Raw genomic sequence first — 1,325 nt, forward strand, 5'->3', positions numbered from 1 at the left:
CATTCCTACGAGCCTTGGCACTGCGATACCGATCGGGCAGATCACCGAACTCGCCGAGGAGCCGAGGACCGATCGTCACGCCCACACCCGGCTGGCTGAGGTAGATCTCGGCCAGCGGGTGCTGGGAAAAATGGCCGGCGAGTTCCTTCTCCAGGACCGTCACCTGCCCTGCGATCGCGCGCAGGATCGCGACTTCGGCCAGCACCGTGGTGGCATACGCCTGGAGCATCACCTCGGACTGAGGTAAAGGCTCTTCCCGCAACAACTCCCGAATCCGAGCAGTCTTCAGATCTTGCTCACGCCGCCGATACAACAACGATTTGACCTGTGGCCCAGTGAGTTTACGAGCCTTGACCGGTCGGGCGGCACACTTGTCGAGCAAACCAAGGATCACCGAACTCGAGAACGCCACATCGAGCTCAGAAGCAATCGTCAACACCACCGGAAAATACAGGCGCAACACTGCCCGCATCCTGTTGCTGTGCCGGGCCAGATCCCACACCGCCCGCTGATGGGCACGAGCAACCACCTTGATCGATTCGGCCAGTTCCGAATCCCCACCGGACTCACGCAACTGCAGACGACGGGTACGCACCATATCGGCCAATGCCCGAGCATCGGACTTGTCACTTTTGGCACCCGAGCTCGACACGCTCTCCCGATGACGCTTGGCCTGTTTCGGGTCCACCCCGAACACGCGGTACCCCGCGGCCTGCAGTGCCTGCACCCATGGACCATGGTCGATCTCGATACACACCAACACCTCGGATGGGTCACCGTCGTCGTCGGGCATACACCCGGCAACGGTCTCGGTGAACGCGGTGATCCCGTCGACTCCTTCGGGTATCCGTACCTGCTTGAGGAGACGTCCCTCGGGGTCGAGGATCGCCAGGTCGTGGTGATCTTCGGCCCAGTCATCTCCGACGAACAGCATTCGCGATTCCTCCTTTCCCGGTTGTTTCCCCAACACGGCGTGTCAGGGTGGCAGCCGGGCCGGTGGAGGAAATCGCGGGCTAATGGAGGAGAACTCATGCCCCTTTTCACTGCGGCGAAAAAGGGCCGGCGCGACATCCCATCAGCGATCACACTCCGTTGGCGCTACCAATCGGGGGCATGTTCTCAACCAAGGGCTCATCAAAGGCCCGGCCGGGACGAATGCTCACCCGATCAGCGGCTACCAAACACTGAGTGTGCCAACTTTCGTCGTCAACCTCAGCAATTCCCATTAGCCGGGACCGAGCGTAGCGAGGACCCGAGTCGAAATCTCTGCAGCCTACGTCGGGTGGTGACCACCTCAGAAGTGGTCACGTCGGCGAGTTCGGCCG

1 protein-coding gene is annotated in these 1,325 nt (G+C 61.4%); it reads right to left on the minus strand.

Annotated features, from left to right (window positions below; translation table 11 throughout):
- The coding region (locus GD1_RS23985) for an IS110 family transposase (RefSeq protein WP_059040032.1) at nt 1-934 on the minus strand (934 nt) is incomplete at its 3' end.
- Nucleotides 935-1,325 lie beyond the last annotated feature (391 nt).

It is taken from the genome of Gordonia desulfuricans NBRC 100010, from assembly GCF_001485495.1.
Taxonomy (GTDB): Bacteria; Actinomycetota; Actinomycetes; order Mycobacteriales; family Mycobacteriaceae; genus Gordonia; species Gordonia desulfuricans.